The 12546-nt window shown below is 61.8% G+C and carries 13 protein-coding genes; 6 read left to right on the top strand and 7 right to left on the bottom strand.

Annotated features, from left to right (window positions below; all coding sequences use genetic code 11):
- Nucleotides 1-141: 141 nt before the first annotated feature.
- The 5 genes from R5N89_RS07910 (at nucleotide 142) to R5N89_RS07890 (ending at nucleotide 4144) form a co-directional block, all read left to right on the top strand.
- Nucleotides 142-735 carry an NAD(P)H-dependent oxidoreductase gene (locus R5N89_RS07910; RefSeq protein ID WP_110569291.1) on the top strand — a complete coding sequence of 198 codons (594 nt, stop codon included), beginning with the start codon at nucleotides 142-144 and terminating at the stop codon, nucleotides 733-735.
- Nucleotides 736-778: 43 nt separating this feature from the next.
- The gene (locus tag R5N89_RS07905; RefSeq protein WP_167400874.1) at nucleotides 779-1357 is read left to right on the top strand and encodes a DNA-3-methyladenine glycosylase I; all 579 of its coding nucleotides are present in this window, start codon (nucleotides 779-781) and stop codon (nucleotides 1355-1357) included.
- A gap of 240 nt (nucleotides 1358-1597) precedes the next feature.
- Entirely contained in the window at nucleotides 1598-3202 is a 1605-nt protein-coding gene (locus tag R5N89_RS07900; RefSeq protein ID WP_110569293.1) for a flavin monoamine oxidase family protein, read from the top strand.
- Nucleotides 3202-3627, top strand: coding sequence for a cytochrome c (locus R5N89_RS07895; protein WP_110569294.1), 426 nt, complete (start codon nucleotides 3202-3204; stop codon nucleotides 3625-3627). Before R5N89_RS07900 ends, R5N89_RS07895 begins: the two co-directional genes overlap by 1 nt.
- Before the next feature lie 4 nt (nucleotides 3628-3631).
- Nucleotides 3632-4144, top strand: coding sequence for a RidA family protein (locus R5N89_RS07890; protein ID WP_110569295.1), 513 nt, complete (start codon nucleotides 3632-3634; stop codon nucleotides 4142-4144).
- Between the two features lie 97 nt (nucleotides 4145-4241).
- Here R5N89_RS07890 and R5N89_RS07885 read toward each other — a convergent pair whose 3' ends face one another.
- From R5N89_RS07885 to R5N89_RS07855, 7 genes are all read right to left on the bottom strand, one after another.
- Nucleotides 4242-4700, bottom strand: a complete 459-nt coding sequence (locus tag R5N89_RS07885; RefSeq protein ID WP_110569296.1) for a cytochrome c — start codon at nucleotides 4698-4700, stop codon at nucleotides 4242-4244.
- A gap of 241 nt (nucleotides 4701-4941) precedes the next feature.
- Complete coding sequence (locus R5N89_RS07880; protein WP_110569389.1) at nucleotides 4942-5796, bottom strand: phosphatase PAP2 family protein; 855 nt, start codon at nucleotides 5794-5796, stop codon at nucleotides 4942-4944.
- A 702-nt stretch (nucleotides 5797-6498) separates the two neighbouring features.
- Nucleotides 6499-6774 carry a hypothetical protein gene (locus tag R5N89_RS07875; RefSeq protein WP_110569297.1) on the bottom strand — a complete coding sequence of 92 codons (276 nt, stop codon included), beginning with the start codon at nucleotides 6772-6774 and terminating at the stop codon, nucleotides 6499-6501.
- An 83-nt stretch (nucleotides 6775-6857) separates the two neighbouring features.
- Nucleotides 6858-7223, bottom strand: a complete 366-nt coding sequence (locus tag R5N89_RS07870) for a hypothetical protein (RefSeq protein ID WP_110569390.1) — start codon at nucleotides 7221-7223, stop codon at nucleotides 6858-6860.
- Nucleotides 7224-7293: 70 nt separating this feature from the next.
- Nucleotides 7294-9297 carry an FUSC family protein gene (locus R5N89_RS07865; protein WP_110569298.1) on the bottom strand — a complete coding sequence of 668 codons (2004 nt, stop codon included), beginning with the start codon at nucleotides 9295-9297 and terminating at the stop codon, nucleotides 7294-7296.
- A gap of 218 nt (nucleotides 9298-9515) precedes the next feature.
- Complete coding sequence (locus R5N89_RS07860) at nucleotides 9516-11198, bottom strand: carbohydrate porin (RefSeq protein ID WP_244192192.1); 1683 nt, start codon at nucleotides 11196-11198, stop codon at nucleotides 9516-9518.
- A gap of 106 nt (nucleotides 11199-11304) precedes the next feature.
- Nucleotides 11305-11823, bottom strand: coding sequence for a hypothetical protein (locus R5N89_RS07855; protein ID WP_110569299.1), 519 nt, complete (start codon nucleotides 11821-11823; stop codon nucleotides 11305-11307).
- Nucleotides 11824-11993: 170 nt separating this feature from the next.
- Between R5N89_RS07855 and R5N89_RS07850 the strand changes: the two genes are divergently transcribed.
- Nucleotides 11994-12536: an iron transporter gene (locus tag R5N89_RS07850; RefSeq protein ID WP_110569300.1), complete on the top strand. Its 543-nt coding sequence runs from the start codon at nucleotides 11994-11996 to the stop codon at nucleotides 12534-12536.
- Nucleotides 12537-12546 lie beyond the last annotated feature (10 nt).

Below are 12546 nucleotides of genomic sequence, written 5' to 3'. Positions count from 1 at the left end.
CAGGATCTGACTGACCCGACCGGGGCCGTGCAATGCGGCCCCGGTTTTTTTATGCCCTTTGCCGGGCAGGCCCAGTGTTTGCCCGTTGTGTGGCGCGAAAGCAGACCTTATCCCTGATGGTCGAACATGAGGGGACAGAGCGTGAAAAACATCCTTCTTCTGAACGGCGGAAAAAAGTTTGCCCATTCGCACGGTCGGCTGAATGATACCTTGCAGGCTGTCGCAGCCGAGACGCTGGCGGCGGCAGGTTTTGCCCTGCGGCAGACAAAGATTGATTCAGGCTATGACATTACAGAAGAAGTGCAGAACTTCCTGTGGGCCGACCTGGTGATCTACCAGATGCCGGGGTGGTGGATGGGCGCGCCGTGGATCGTCAAGAAATACATGGATGAGGTCTTTACCGCCGGTCACGGCGCGCTTTACGCCAGCGATGGCCGCAGCCGCGCCCACCCCGAGCGCAAATACGGCTCAGGTGGCCTGCTGCATGGCAGGCATTACATGCTTTCATTGACATGGAATGCACCGGAAGAGGCCGTTGTCGACCCCGCGCAGTTCTTTGAGGGCAGGGGGATCGATGCCGTCTATTTTCCTTTCCACAAGGCCAATCAGTTTCTTGCGCTCTCGGCCCTGCCAACCTTCCTTGCCACGGACGTGATCAAGAACCCGTCGATCGAGGCGGATATCCAGCGCTATCGCCAGCATCTGGCCGACACGCTGGCATTTACCCTGCCATAGGATCGGGAGCGGACAGCATGCCACCCGGCGCATGGAATCAGACATGAACAGACCCGATCCCGCCCGCCCACGCTGCAAATGGGCGCAGGCCGATGCCATGATGATGACCTATCATGATGAGGAATGGGGCGTGCCCGTGCATGACAGCCGCCAGTTATGGGAAATGCTGGTGCTCGAAAGCTTTCAGGCGGGGCTGTCATGGCGCACGATCCTGCGGCGGCGTGAGGGGTTTCGCCGTGCCTTCATGGGGTTTGATCCTGATCGCGTCGCGCGGTTTGCCGAGGCCGATATCAACCGCCTCATGGCCGATCCCGGCATTATCCGCGCCCGTGCCAAGATCGTGGCGGCAATCGGCAATGCCCGTGCCTATGTTGCCATGCGGGCGGCGGGCGAGGACTTTGCCACCTTCGCGTGGGGCCTGTTGCCCGGCGGTCAGGCGGTGCATGAGCCGGCTCTGGCCGTGCAGGCCGCCTCGCCCCTGTCGCAGGCCATGGCAGCGGCGCTGAAGGCGCGGGGCTTTCGTTTTGTCGGTCCGGTCACGGCCTATGCCTGGATGCAGGCCGCCGGCATGATCCATGACCATGAGGCTGGCTGCTTTCGTCATGCCGGAGCAGGGGCGTGACGGGTTTGGCCCGTACACATGCCGTTTGTCCCGACGCAAGCATATTTAAAGCCCTTTCAGCATTATTTTGTGCATCGGGGGGCAAGGAGTGGCCTATAGGGCGCGGGGCTGTAGCTTGATGTTGCATAACAGCAACATCAATCGTTCCGATAAAAAATGATTTCGGAGCAGATATGGTTAAGTTCCTGTTTGTTGGTTAAGGGTAATGAGCTGTTTTCGTTGATTGCTTGGGATTTCTTGATGACAAACGCTCATCCACGCAAAGCCCCCACGCGTAGGCAACTCCTTACCCGTATCGGTACGTTGGCCGGTAGTGCCGCGCTGTATCAAGCCATGACTTCCATGGGCCATGCGCAGGGCACGGACTTTACCGCGCCGCCCGTTCTGTCGGGTGCAAAGCGCGGCACCCGCGTGCTGGTGCTTGGCGCAGGGCTTGCGGGCATGCTTTCCGCTTACGAACTACGCAAGGCGGGCTATCAGGTTCAGATACTGGAGTTTCAGGGGCGCGCCGGTGGCCGCAACATCAGCCTGCGTGGCGGTGACACGGTAACCGAGCTTGGCGGCGCCACCCAGAAGGTCGGTTTCGCATCGGGCAACTACATCAATCCCGGCCCGTGGCGCATTCCCTACCACCATCAGGGCCTGCTGCATTACTGCCGGGAATTTGGTGTGGAACTCGAGCCGTTTGTCGAGCTCAACCACAATTCATGGCTGCATTCGAGCAAGGCATTTGGCGGCAAGGCCGTGCGCTACCGCGAGTATGCCGCTGACTTCAATGGCTTTACCGCCGAATTGCTGGGCAAGGCGATTGACCAGCACAAGCTTGATGATGTGGTCTCGCCTGATGAGCGCGAGCACCTGCGCACGGCCATGCGCCAGTGGGGCAGCCTTGATTCCGGGCTGAACTACCGCAAGGGCGTGATCAGCTCCGAATGTCGTGGCTATGAAAAGGCGCAGGGCGGCGGCCTGAATGGCGAGCCGGTGCCCTCTGACCTGTTCGACCGCAAGGACGTGCTGGGTTCGGGCCTGTGGACGTGGATGGCCTTCCACGAACGCCTCGACATGCAGACCACCATGTTCCAGCCCGTGGGCGGCATGGACATGATCGGCAAGGGCTTCAACCGCCAGGTGCACGATCTCATCACGCTCAACTGCAAGGTCACGTCCATCCATCAGGACGACAAGGGCGTAAGCGTTACCTATAACGACATGAACCATGGCGGCGTCGTGCGTGAGGCCAAGGCCGATTACTGCGTATGCACCATACCGCTGCCCGTGCTCTCGCAGCTTGACGTGCAGGTCAGCGCGCCGCTCAAGGCCGCGATCATGGCGGTGCCCTATGCCTCCTCCGTCAAGCTCGGGCTGGAGTTCAAGCGCCGCTTCTGGGAGGAAGAAGACCAGATCTACGGCGGCATCAGCTTTACCGACCAGCCCATCAGCCAGATCTCCTATCCCAGCCATGGTTACTTCTCGCGCGGGCCAGCCGTGCTGCTTGGCGGCTACATGTTTGGCCCGGCAGCCTACGATTTTGCGGGCATGACGCCGCAGGAGCGCATCGAGCACGCGCTGGCACAGGGCGAGGCCATCCACCCCAGGCATTACCGCAAGGAATTCTCCAACGGCGTGAGCTTCGCCTGGAGCCGCGTGCCGTGGTCCATGGGCTGCTGCTCGATGTGGAGCGAGCAGGCCCGCAAGACCCACTACAAGGCCCTGTGCGCGATGGATAACCGCGTGGTTCTGGCAGGCGAGCACGCATCCTATGTCGGCTGCTGGCAGGAAGGCGCCATCCTGTCCGCCCTTGATGCCGTAACCCAGTTGCACAAGCGCGCGCAGGGAGCCAGCTGATGCGTAAGATCCTTCTCCTGTCCGCGCTTGCGGCCCTGCCGCTGCTTGCCGCCCCCGTTGGCCCCGCGCGCGCCGATAGCGCCGCCGCCGTGGTGGGCAGCGTGCAGCCGCTCAATACCGGCGAGGATGTGTACCGCCATGTCTGCCAGGGCTGCCACATGCCTGATGGCAAGGGCGCGATGGGGGCCGGGGCGCAGTTCCCGGCCTTTGCAGGCAACGCCAAGCTGCAGAGCAGCGCCTACCCGGTTTATGTGATCCTGAATGGTTATGGTGGCATGCCGTGGTTTTCAGGCACGCTCAAAGATGACCAGATCGCCAATGTGGTGAATTATATCCGCACCCATTTTGGCAATCACTATACCGATGCCGTAAGTGCGTCTGACGTGGCGGCCCAGCGGCCCCCCGCAACACCACAGGAGCAGTAAGAGAATGTTCGACCTGAAAAAAACCGTTGCCGCCATGGCCGTTCTTGGCGGCATGGCGGCTGCCATGCCTGCTTATGCCGATGATGGTATCGTGCGCCATGTGGAGGGGAAATTCCCCATTTCCACCGCCATCGAGGTGCCTGCGGGGGCCTCCACCGTCTATCTCAGCGGCATGGGCGCGCCGGTGCAGGACAAGAAGGCCGACCCCAAGAGCCTTGCCGCCTATGGCGATACGCAGGCGCAGACCTATGCAGCCCTGCAGCGCATTCAGGATGAGCTGAAAAAGCTGGGTCTGGGCATGGGCGACGTGGTGCAGATGCATGTCTACATGGTGGAAGACCCCAAGCTGGGCAAGCTTGACTTTGACGGCATGATGAAAGCCTACACCCAGTTCTACGGTCCTTCGGCCAAGCAGCCCAACCTGCCGGTGCGCTCGGCCTTTGGCGTGGCGCATCTGGCCAATCCGGGATGGCTGATTGAAATCGAGACCACGGCCGTGCGCGCGCCGGGCAAATAAACCTTTCCGCATGCCGCCTTGTCAAAAAGGCGGCATTCTTGCCAAACGCCATAAAAAAAGGGGGATCGGCTCGATCCCCCTTTTTTGTGCCTGCGGCTCAGGGCAGCGGATGCTGCGCGTCAAGCGCCTTGCGCTTTTCAATTACGGCGGGTGGGGTCAGGGATTCCTTGCGGCCCGCGGCAACGTCTTCAGCAGTAAACACGGTTGCATCGGGGCCTGAGGGCAGGCCCGCAACATGGTTCAGAATGGCTGCGATCTGGTCATCGGGCAGGGTCTTGAAGGGCGGCATGAAGCTTGCATAGGTATTGCCCGCAGCGGTAATCGGCCCCATCAGGCCATTCAGCGCCACGGCAATGACATACTGCCTGCCTTCCGGTGTTGCGGCGATCTTGCTTACGCGCCCGGCCAGCGGCGGGAACTGCCCGGGCACGCCCTGGCCATCGGCCTGGTGGCAGGCGCTGCAGTTGGTCTGGAACAGGGCTGCGCCATCCGCCGCGAGGGCAGGCGCTGCGGGAAGGGAAAGGGAGAACAGGGCGGCCAGCAGTCTTTTTTTCATCGATCGTTTCCAGATATGGCAATTATTTGAAGCCGTCGGAAAAACAGGCTTTTCAATCGTTTCCTAGTCGATCCTATTATAAAGCAGGCGCACTGCCTATATCGTCCTCCGCGCGGGCGGCGGCCTTCATGTGATTTGGCCCATGCCTGTGTTCACAAATCCACATCCTGTTGCAACGCAATGACATAGTGAGGCACGGGGCGGCGATAAATCGACGCTGGGTCAGAGCCTGTTGAATTCATTACAGGGGCGAATGGCTGGCTGCCTCCTGCTCAAGGGCGCATGATGGCGTCGCTGCCGTTGGGGCCTTGCCGCGCAGGGCGGCCAGTTCCGTCCGGGCCGTATCCATATCCGCGCGGAAGGCCGGGCTTCCATGCAGGGCGGCAATCTCGGCTGAGCCCAGCATGTAGCCTGCCTGCACGTCACTTTCCCAATGCACGCCGCATATGATCCGGCTCTCGCCAAACACCCGGCCACGTTGCAGGATCTGCGTTGCGCGGTCAGGCAGCAGTTCGGCCAGCACAAGCGCCGTGCTCCAGCCCAGCATGGTGTGGCCGGAAGGATAGGCGCCCGACGTGGCCAGATGCGCCCGATCCTTTTCGGTGCAGATGGGCTGGCTGTTCCCTATAAAGGGCCGCGGCCGGTGCCAGTAGGCCTTGCTTTGACGCATGTCGGCAATTTCCGACACATCCATCTTGTGAATGATCGCGCTGAGTTTTGGCGCATTTCTGGTGCTCAGGGGCAGGCTGGCCGCACAGGAGAAGCTGTGCAGCAGCGCATTTTCATGCAGGTCGGCATCCGCCGTTGCAAGCGCCCAGCGTGGACTGCCCCGCAAGGCGCGGGTGGCGGCGAAAGCCTGGTCATCATTCGCCTGCCGCACCGTGCCGGGCTGGGGCGGAGGTGGCAGGTAGGCGGTTGCATCCGGCTGGGTGGCGGGGGTGAAATATCCCGTCTCGGGCGTTGTGGGCTCAAGCGGGTCGGCCGCGGGGCAGGGCGTGCTGGCCAGCGCGGCTGCGGCAAACAGCCCCGCCAGAAGGGGCAGCCCCAGCCCCCATGCAGGGTGGGCGAAAAGGGCGGCAGGTCTGGATCTGGTCATGGTATGGCTTGAACAACACTGGAGGTTACGAAAGGGCAGGGTCAGGCGCGTATTCATCTGGTGGCCTGCGCGCATGAAGCGGGGTTTGTGCGCAGGGCGCCGTTGAGGCGGATCATGACACAATGACAGAAACAGAAAACGTCTGTCCTGTCATGGACAGGCAAATTTCATGAAACTGTCACAAATGCTTTCTTTGAAATCCTTACACAGCAACGGTCTTTTCCAGCAGCACCAGATGGGATGGGGAAGCCGTTGAGCGAAAAATGGTTGCCCTCTCGGCAGGAGAAGGCTTCGCACCCCACAGGGTGAGCTGTTTTGCAGCATGGGCCCCGGATCAGGCTCCCCGTACAGCCGCAACCGCCTGTTGCAGTGCATCGACCGGCATTGTCCCGGCAATGTGGTGAACGGGAAGGGCGATGCGCACCGCCACTCCGTCCGGGTGGGGCCGGATGTATGGCGCGCCGAGCCGAGCTCAAGGTGCCCGACAAGGTGAGGGGGCGCGATGGCAGGTTGTTGACCTATGCCAGCCCGGCCTGCAGAAAGCCTGAGCAAAAAAAAGGGCGTCCCGCCGGAAGACGGGACGCCAAGTTTAGGGATTGGGAGACGTTGTGGTGTCACGAAAGCCACATCCCATTAACTTCATTTATGGATAATAGTTTTCCTTAAATTGAGCCAATATGAAAAAATAATTGTCCGTGCCCGTCAGGCCGGGTGAATCATGACATATTGCCGCGCAAAGGGCAGCATGACGCCAATGCTCAGCAGCCCGAGCGCAATGGTCATGCCCGCGAACGTGGCCATGTGGTGCGGATAGTCCTCTGTATAGAGCAGCCCGCACACCCAGAAGGCAACGGCTTCCACCGCCAGCGCCACGCCGAGCACTGGCATGTGGAAGAAAGGCCCGGCCAGCCACCATGTAAGGCCTGCCACCAGCGCAATGGCCAGTGTCGAGCGAAACAGGAAGAGAATGGCGCGCATGGCGGTCCTTGGCCGTGTGGGCAGGGGTAAAGCGCAGGGGTCCGCAGGGCGGCCCGAAGCACGCGCCCTGCGGACCCGCAAGCTTACATCTTCGCGCTGCTGTCCGGCTGCGCGGGAGTGGTGGCCGGGGTTTCAGGCGTCATCTTGCCCGGCGTGGTCGAGTGTTCCACGTCATAGGCCGTTGCCTTCTCCATGTAGGTGCCCTTCGCGCCGGGGTGTTCCTGGTCATACAGCTTGGCTTTGGCACGGGCTTCCTTGCGGTATTCGTGGCGCTTGTACATGCCGGTCACGCAACCGGCGGCAGCGCCGAGCATGGTGTGCTTACCTGCTACATGGCCGCCCACGGCCCCTACGGCGCCATATTTCAGGCAGCCGCCCGGCTCGGCCTGCGCGGTGGCGGTAACGCATGTGATGGCCGCGATGGCGGCAGCTGTAACAATCTTACGCATGAAATAGTCCCTTTTGTGCATGTGATAATAATGCGCTCATGGCATATCCGATACGACATATTTTGTCACCTTACCATGGCACGTCCGGCTCATGCTCATGCAGGCTTGCGGCAATGATGTGCAGGCAGGCCACGGCCTCGGCCAGGCTTGCGCGGTCGTGCGCCGCATGGGGGCGGGTCTGTTCATGGCGCAGCCAGGCCAGCACATGTGCGGTGGTGGGGCCAGCCTGCCCGCGCTGCCACCGCGCCAGAAAAAGCGCGACCATGCGCATGGCCCGTGGCGGCAGTGCGCCCGTGCGCAACATGTCGCGCAGGCGGATGATGTACAGGCCCACCGTCATCGCCCCGATCTGCTCGCTCAGGCAGGCATTGACGGTAGGCTGCGGCACGGCGGTGGCCTGATGCAGGATGCGTACGAGGCTTGCCGCGCAGGCGCCCAGCCACGCCGTGGCATTGGTGCGATCGCGGCTCTGGGCCAGATGGCGCAGCCGGCGGTTTATGGCCGCAGCGGTGCGGCGGATATGCACATCAAGCCGGAAGGGGATGACCAGCCTGTAGGTCAGCAGAACGAACACGATACTGGCCACGAAGGCCAGCGCGTTGTTGAGAAAGGCGACCTCGTCATACCGCCCCTGGTTCATCGGGCCGATCAGCACGGGCAGGAACATGTTGAACGAGAAGGCATGGCCCGCAAGCTGCGGCCTGCGCGCGGCCAGCCCGCCAATGGTCATGGGCACCAGCAGGGCCGCGAGCAGCATCTCGGGCGAGGTGATGGCCGGTATGACCCACAGCGCCATGATGGCGGCGGTGGCCGTGCACCACAGCCCCCCCTTGAGGAAGGGAAGGGTGGCGACCAGCGGGTTCTCGCGCGTGGCCATCAGCCCGTAGATCAGCGCCACGAACGAGATGAAGGCCGGGCCATGATGCCATGCCGTGATCTCCCACATCACGGCTGCCATCATGATGGCAGTGCTGGAGCGGATGCCGTTATGCACCGCCTCACGCGCATGGCGGCGCGAGGTCAGGCTGAAGCGGAACCGGTCGTCATGGCGGGTGGCCTGGCAGGCCAGCATTTCATCATGCACCACCGTGGCTTCATGCGTCAGCGCCACGGCAACCGGCTGCCAGGCGTGTGCCGCCATGTTGTCAGGGTCGGGCGGGGGCGCATGGTCGTGCAGCCATGTGGCCAGCGCGCGCTCGGGTGGCTCATGCGCGGGCAGGGGGCTGGCATCAGGCCGGGGGGAGAGGATCTGCAGGGCGCGGGCATGGGCAAGCATGACCAGCATGCCCGCCAGCGCGCGGCGGGCATGATCGCCCACCCGGTTGCGCGGCCCGAGTTCGAGGGCCGCGAATTCGATCTGCCCGCTAAAAGCCATGATCCGGTCCAGCAGCCTGCCGGTCGCGGCCTGCCGGGCAGCAGGCGCGGTCATGCCCAGTAATTGCGGAATGGCGGCGCAGGTGGCGTGGAATGTATCGTCCAGCCGCGCCTGCAACTGCGCGCGGGTGCGTTCGACCATGTTGGGCATGAACAGTACGGCTAGCACCGCCTCGCACAGCACGCCCAGTATGATGTAGCTGCTACGCGCAACGCTTACGGCAAACACATCATCGGGCTGCACGATGGCCCCGGTTGCGATGATGGCGGAGGTGAACCCCGTCAGCACCAGCCCGTAGGCGCGATACTGATCAAGCAGGGTGGCAAGGGCGCAGCACAGCCCGATCCAGAGTGCCAGGCAGACAAAGAACATGGCCGGGGCCTGCGGAAAGGCGGCCATGAGCGTAATCGCGGCCACACTGCCCGCCAGCGTGCCCACAATCCGCCATCGCGCCTTTGACAGGCTCTCCCCGCGTGAGGACTGCGCCACGACCCACACGGTCAGCGGTGCCCATTGCGGGCTGTCGAGTTCCATCCACATGGCGATGAGCAGCGAGAGGATAGCGGCGCACGACGTGCGCACCGCAAAGCCCAGATCGGCCAGCGAAGGCGCGTAAATCCATGAAAAACGCCGGATATGGCGCAGCAGGCCCGTATCCGGGGCGCCGTGCAGGGGAAATGCGGTGCTCTGTCCCCCCATTGTCTTATGCCTTTACATCATGTGCCGGGTTCAGCCTGTAAGGCCAGATGTGGCGGAGGATGAAGGCAGCCCTATGGAGGGGTCCAATCGTTTGTCATGATATTTTGATAAATGCTGCTTATGATATGGTGACACACACCAACGTGCCGCCTTTTAAAAAAGGCGGCACTCCAGAAATGTCCTGACAGGGTGCGGGTTATCTTCTTAAATCAAGACATTCAGAACGTAATATTGCTGTGCAGGCCAAAAATTGCCTCATCGCCGACGCGGCGCATGCCAGTCCAGTCCGCCACAGTGCCCGAAGGGTGCCAGACATACTGGAAGTCAGGCTGCATCACCATCCACGGCGTGACCTGCGCCTGATAGGTCAGTTCAAGGTGGTTTTCATTACCCTGCACCGGGTTGTAGGTACCGGCCCCGGCCGTCTGGGCCACGTTGCGGTCAAACTGGCGCTGGCCCGAACTGGCGCGGCCAATGCCCCAGCCCAGCCCGATCGTGTCGTTGTCGCGGCCCTTGAACGGCGCCTTGAGGTTCAGGCCCGCATCAATGGCGAAGCTGATCTGGTTGCGATCCCCGCCATTGCCCGTGGCGCGCGCGAACAGGCCGAGCGACCGGGCTGACCTGAGCGAGGGCCGCCAGATCATCTGGTCTATGATGCCGTACACCATCCAGTTGCCCCGGTCCCAGCGCGGTATGCCGGTGGTGTCATTCGGGCCGCCGAGCGCCTGGCCCATATTGTTATAGCGGTAATCGGCAAACTTCGCGGTGTCGTAATACCCGCCCAGCTTGTACACGCCCGGCAGGCCGGGGTTCTTGGTCACGTTCGACATATCGGCGGGCTGGGGGTTGATGGCGTATTGCAGTTCGGTCATCAGCAGCGCGCCGGTGCCCATGTTGAAGTTGGTGCCGTTAGCGCCGTTATAGGTCTGGCTGGTGGGGTCGGAGTTGCTGCCGAGGGCCGCGCCGGTCGCCTGCTGGATGGGCAGGGAATTGTACCGGTTGCCCGGCGGGTTGTCATCGGCGGCGGCGAACATGAAGGTGAACTTCTCGCTCGGGCGGTAGCGGATGCGGATGGCGGGCGAGGACAGCGGCCAGGATGGGCCGCCACCATACAGGTTGACCGAAGGCGCCATGGGCCAGCCAAAATTGGCGTTGAGGTAAAGCGAGGCGTAATCGCTGATCAGGAACTCGGTATCGAGATCCTGCTGGCCGATTTTCACATCCAGTTTGCCATTGAGAAAGGACTGCTGGTACCACAGCTCGAACAGCCGCGTGGAGCGATCGGCCTCGAACCCGCTGACGGGGTTGAAATTGGCCAGATGATCCTGCGAGATCGAGCGCCCGCGGGTCTGTAGTGCGCTGACATTGAACAGGCCGCCCTTCAGCCCGAACAGCTTTTCGGTATCGACGGTCAGGGTGGGCATGGTCACGCCGTCATAGGACGGCCCGGTGCCGGACCCGGCCCCCATGTCATTGCCCGAAGCCGTGCCGCCGGTACCGTTGCCCCAGACTTCATCGACTTCCTGAATGTCAAAGCTGATGCCATGTTTGTATAGCCACGGCCGTGCGCCCCACATGTTGCCCAGCAGGTTGCCGCTTGTATCGAGCTTGTCGCCATCGCCTGCGGCTTTTTCTTCCGCCTCGGCGGTGGCGCGTTCGGAATCACGCACCGTGGCGGGGTCGATCTGTTCAACCAGCGGGGTGGAGTTGCCGAGGCGGGCGCGGTCTTCCTCGATCTGGGTCTGCACCTGCGCGAAGCCGGTTGCAGGCAGCACCAGCCCGAAGCAGACCAGGCAGGAGCCCGCGCGCAGGCGGTGGCGCGTCAGGCTGGCGGGCTGAAGGCCCGGGCAGCGGATAAAGGCATATCTGGCTATGGCAGTCACGAGGGATGAGGGGCTCATTGGGGTCCGCCGTATTGAGAATTGTTATCATTAATAATGACTCTCAATTACATTTCGACGTGAAACCGTCAATTCAAACCGGTATGCGCATATTGCAATCCTGCCATTATCTCAGAAAAACCTTGGGCACGCCTTCGCTGTTGAGACACGACATGATCATCACCCCGCTCCACAACAGCAGCGAAAGACTGGCCCCGATGCGCCCGCGCACGCTCATGGCGGCATTGCCGCGCAGCACGGGCAGATAGACGCTGCGGTGGCACCACAGCGCGTTGAGCATGGCCAGCGTAATGAGCAGCAGCTTGGGGGTAAGATACGCGCGGCTGCCGATATGCACCGGGTCATAAAAGAACAGCACCACGCCCGAGACCATGGCGATGGCGAATGTTACGTGCAGTGGCCGCACCATGAGCTGGGCTGCGGGTGCGATGCGCGCGGCCATGCGGGGCCGGAGCACGCCAAGGTCGAACAGCATGTCCATGCCAAAGAACATGGCCATGCTGATGATATGCACGATGCGGATCAGGTAATGGACCGGCTGGAGCCAGAAGTGGAACATCCGACTGTCCAGCGCCATCAGGACCGCATAGGGCAGGCGCATGAATGCGAAGGGGTGGGTGATCATGGCAGGTGGCTCTCCGTTACCTTGGAGAGGGCATACCATCCGTTGACAGTGATAACAATTATCATTATCAGGACTTGGAAATCAGCCGGTTGGGAAGCTGCGATCAGGCCCGGGTGTGACTGTAAACAACAATAAATGGCAGCAGGCACCCGGACTTAATTCAATTAAGTATGGAAACCGTCATCATGAACAAGAAATGTTCCATTCTGGCCTTCGCCGTCGCGGCGCTGCCTGTTCTTTCCACCGCTGCACAGGCGCGTGAATACCCGATCGGTGGCCCGGTCCATGAACATGACATGGAAATCGCCTCAAGCTACCTGACCGGCATCATGGTCGACCCCATGCCCGCGGGCATGATGGACAACACCAAGCCCGACACCATCCACCTTGAAACCGACGTGCATGCCACGGCCGATAACGTGTGGGGCTACCCCGATGGCGCCTGGGTGCCGTATCTGAACATCGGCTACAGGCTGACCAAGGATGGCACGCCGTGGAAGGCCGAGGGCACCATGCACTTCATGACTGCCAAGGATGGCCCGCATTATGCCGATAACGTGCAGATGAACGGCCCGGGCCGCTATACGGTGGTGCTGACCTATTCCTCGCCCGAGCAGAACGGCTTCCTGCACCATGTAGACAAGGAAACCGGCACGCCGGGCTTCTGGCAGCCGTTCAGCGAGAAATTCAACTTCGCCTATCCCCAGAAATAAGCAGGGTATC

The organism is Komagataeibacter sucrofermentans DSM 15973 (genome assembly GCF_040581405.1).
Lineage (GTDB): Bacteria > Pseudomonadota > Alphaproteobacteria > Acetobacterales > Acetobacteraceae > Komagataeibacter > Komagataeibacter sucrofermentans.
This window is presented reverse-complemented; position numbering and strand designations above follow the sequence as displayed.

Excerpts from the sequence above, each read along its gene's own strand:
- R5N89_RS07880 (WP_110569389.1), bottom strand. The coding sequence starts at position 5,796 with ATGACCAGATCCAGACCTGCCGCCCTTTTCGCCCACCCTGCATGGGGG.
- R5N89_RS07905 (WP_167400874.1), top strand. The coding sequence starts at position 779 with ATGAACAGACCCGATCCCGCCCGCCCACGCTGCAAATGGGCGCAGGCC.
- R5N89_RS07860 (WP_244192192.1), bottom strand. The coding sequence starts at position 11,198 with ATGAGCCCCTCATCCCTCGTGACTGCCATAGCCAGATATGCCTTTATC.
- R5N89_RS07850 (WP_110569300.1), top strand. The coding sequence starts at position 11,994 with ATGGAAACCGTCATCATGAACAAGAAATGTTCCATTCTGGCCTTCGCC.
- R5N89_RS07895 (WP_110569294.1), top strand. The coding sequence starts at position 3,202 with ATGCGTAAGATCCTTCTCCTGTCCGCGCTTGCGGCCCTGCCGCTGCTT.
- R5N89_RS07870 (WP_110569390.1), bottom strand. The coding sequence starts at position 7,223 with ATGCGTAAGATTGTTACAGCTGCCGCCATCGCGGCCATCACATGCGTT.
- R5N89_RS07865 (WP_110569298.1), bottom strand. The coding sequence starts at position 9,297 with ATGGGGGGACAGAGCACCGCATTTCCCCTGCACGGCGCCCCGGATACG.
- R5N89_RS07890 (WP_110569295.1), top strand. The coding sequence starts at position 3,632 with ATGTTCGACCTGAAAAAAACCGTTGCCGCCATGGCCGTTCTTGGCGGC.
- R5N89_RS07885 (WP_110569296.1), bottom strand. The coding sequence starts at position 4,700 with ATGAAAAAAAGACTGCTGGCCGCCCTGTTCTCCCTTTCCCTTCCCGCA.
- R5N89_RS07855 (WP_110569299.1), bottom strand. The coding sequence starts at position 11,823 with ATGATCACCCACCCCTTCGCATTCATGCGCCTGCCCTATGCGGTCCTG.
- R5N89_RS07900 (WP_110569293.1), top strand. The coding sequence starts at position 1,598 with ATGACAAACGCTCATCCACGCAAAGCCCCCACGCGTAGGCAACTCCTT.
- R5N89_RS07875 (WP_110569297.1), bottom strand. The coding sequence starts at position 6,774 with ATGCGCGCCATTCTCTTCCTGTTTCGCTCGACACTGGCCATTGCGCTG.